Annotated in this window: 3 protein-coding genes; 2 read left to right on the forward strand and 1 reads right to left on the reverse strand. The window is 65.8% G+C overall.

Features of this window, described 5'->3' with window-relative positions; translation table 11 throughout:
• Positions 1 to 1,034, reverse strand: a 1,034-nt coding sequence (locus JOZ76_RS10340; RefSeq protein ID WP_291698532.1) for an 8-oxoguanine deaminase, incomplete at its 3' end; no start/stop codon positions are given.
• Between the two features lie 151 nt (positions 1,035 to 1,185).
• Between JOZ76_RS10340 and JOZ76_RS10345 the strand changes: the two genes are divergently transcribed.
• Positions 1,186 to 2,013 carry an FAD binding domain-containing protein gene (locus tag JOZ76_RS10345; protein ID WP_291698533.1) on the forward strand — a complete coding sequence of 276 codons (828 nt, stop codon included), beginning with the start codon at positions 1,186 to 1,188 and terminating at the stop codon, positions 2,011 to 2,013.
• Positions 2,010 to 2,519 (forward strand): (2Fe-2S)-binding protein (locus JOZ76_RS10350; protein WP_291698534.1); only part of this gene is annotated, 510 nt, incomplete at its 3' end. The genes JOZ76_RS10345 and JOZ76_RS10350, both read left to right, overlap by 4 nt.

Genomic DNA, 2,519 nt, shown 5'->3' on the forward strand with positions numbered 1-2,519 from the left:
TAGCGCGCCCGCTGCAGCAGGAAGGCGGCACGCACCTCCTGCATCAGATTGGACCCGTCGTTCGACGCCGAGCCGTCGACGCCGAGACCGATGCCGACCCCTGCCGCTTCCATCTCGCACACTGGACAGCAGCCCGAGGCCAGAATCTGGTTTGAGCAGGCGCAATGGCTGACGGTCGTCTTGGCTTTCGCGAGGCGCTGCATTTCCGCAGCATCGAAGAATATTCCGTGCGCCAGCCAGGTCCGCGCCCCCAGCCAGCCGCATTGCTCGAGATAGTCGAGCGGGCGGCAGCCATATTTGTCTTCGCAAAAACGGTTCTCGTCCTCGGTCTCGGCAAGATGCGTGTGCAGCCGGACGTCGAGACGCCCGGCGAGCTCCGCCGTCTGCTTCATGAGCGAGGTCGTCACCGAAAACGGCGAGCACGGCGCCAGCGCAATCTGCACCATCGCATCCTCGCCACGCTGATGATGTCTGGCGACCACGCGCTCGCTGTCGGCCAGGATCGTGTCTTCGTCCTGCACCACGCTGTCCGGCGGCAGGCCGCCATCGCGCTGCGACAGGTTCATCGATCCGCGCGTCAGCAACACGCGCAGGCCGAGGCGCTTCGCCACGGCGACCTCGATGTCCACGGCGTCTTCGAGGCCGGCGGGAAACACATAATGGTGATCGGTCGTGGTGGTACAGCCCGACAGCAGCAGTTCCGCCATCGCGACGGTCACGGCGAGATCGAGCGCCTCCGGCGTGAGCCGCGCCCACACCGGATAGAGCGCTTGCAGCCAGGGAAACAGCTCGCGATCCATCGCCGCCGGCAAAGCGCGGGTCAGCGTCTGATAGAAATGATGATGCGTGTTGATGAGGCCGGGCACCACCACATGCGTGCCGGCATCGAACACGATGGCATCGGCGGTCACGGGCACGGCTCCCGCCGCAACCTTTTCGACGATCCGGCCCTGGCTGACCACGATACCGCGTTCGGCACCATCGGCGAGAATGGCCTGGGGATCCCTGATCCAGATCGGTTGCGTGTCGTTCATCGCGTCTTGATCTCCACCGAAGTGTCGCCCGCAGCTCTGCGCCGGCCTACAATCTCTGCAATGTGAGCGCCAATCTGTCCACTTGCGAGTTGGCGCCGGACTTGCAAGGATTCCCTGAACTGATCCGTCCCTTAAGAGCGTAGCGTCGTCCATGGATTTGAACACCATCACGGAAGTGGTCCGGCCGCGTAGTCGTACCGAGTTGCCGGCCTGGACGGAGGGCGACGCCTGGCTTGCGGGCGGGACTTGGCTGTTCTCGGAACCGCAGGTCCATCTGAGGCGGCTGATCGATCTGACCGACCTCAAATGGCGCGCGCTCACGATCGGCGACGCGGGTTTGACCATCGCGGCGACCTGCACCGTTGCAGAGCTCGACGCGCTTGCCTGTCCCGCAGACTGGCTGGCCTCGCCGCTGATCAATCAATGCTGCCGCGCCTTTCTCGCCTCCTTCAAGATCTGGAAGACCGCGACCGTCGGCGGCAATCTCTGCATGTCATTGCCCGCGGGACCGATGATCTCGCTGACGGCTGCGCTCGAGGGCATCTGTACCATCTGGAAGGCCGACGGCAGCGAGCAAAGAATCGGCGTCGCCGATTTCGTCACCGGCAACCAGCACAACCGCATGACGGCCGGTGACCTGCTGCGCCAGATCGACATTCCGCTCGCCGCGCTCAGGCGCCGCGCGGCGTTTCGCCAGATCTCGCTGACGCCGGTCGGGCGCTCCGCGGCGCTGCTGATCGGCACCGCCGGACAGGACGGCGAGTTTTCGCTTGTCGTGACGGCCTCGACCGTGCGCCCGATCAAGCTGCACTTTGCCGCGCTTCCCGATGAAGCCAGCCTGCGTTCGGCGATCCTGCACCACATCGCCGACGATCTCTATCACGGCGACGTGCACGGCAAGCCGTTCTGGCGCAAGGCGATGACACTGCGGCTTGCCGAGGAGATCCGCAGCGAACTATCGGGCACAGCGCGGCCATGAGCTTCCTGATCAACGGCAAGGACGTTGTCGCCGCGCCGCATCCGGGTCAATGCCTGCGAACCTTATTGCGCGAGACCGGCCATTTCGGCGTCAAGAAGGGCTGCGATGCCGGCGACTGCGGCGCCTGCACCGTGCTGCTCGATGGCGAACCGGTGCACAGCTGCCTGATCCCGGCGTTCCGCGGCGAGGGCCACGCGATCACGACCATCGAGGGCCTTGCGAGCGAAGCCGCGCTGCATCCGATGCAGCAGGCGTTCCTCGACGCGCAGGGTTTTCAGTGCGGCTTCTGCACCGCGGGCATGATCCTGACTTGCGCGTCGCTGAACCAGGCGCAGCGACAGGATCTCGGCGCCGCGCTCAAAGGCAACATCTGCCGCTGCACCGGCTATCGCGCCATCGAGGACGCGCTCGACGGCAAGTGCAATGTCGAACAGGTCGCCGCGGGCGACGCGTTCGGCCGCAGCCTGCCCGCGCCAGCCGGGCCGCAGGTCGTGCGCGGCAAGGCC

Origin of the sequence: Bradyrhizobium sp. (genome assembly GCF_019244115.1) — a bacterium.
In the GTDB taxonomy this organism is placed as follows: Bacteria; Pseudomonadota; Alphaproteobacteria; order Rhizobiales; family Xanthobacteraceae; genus Bradyrhizobium.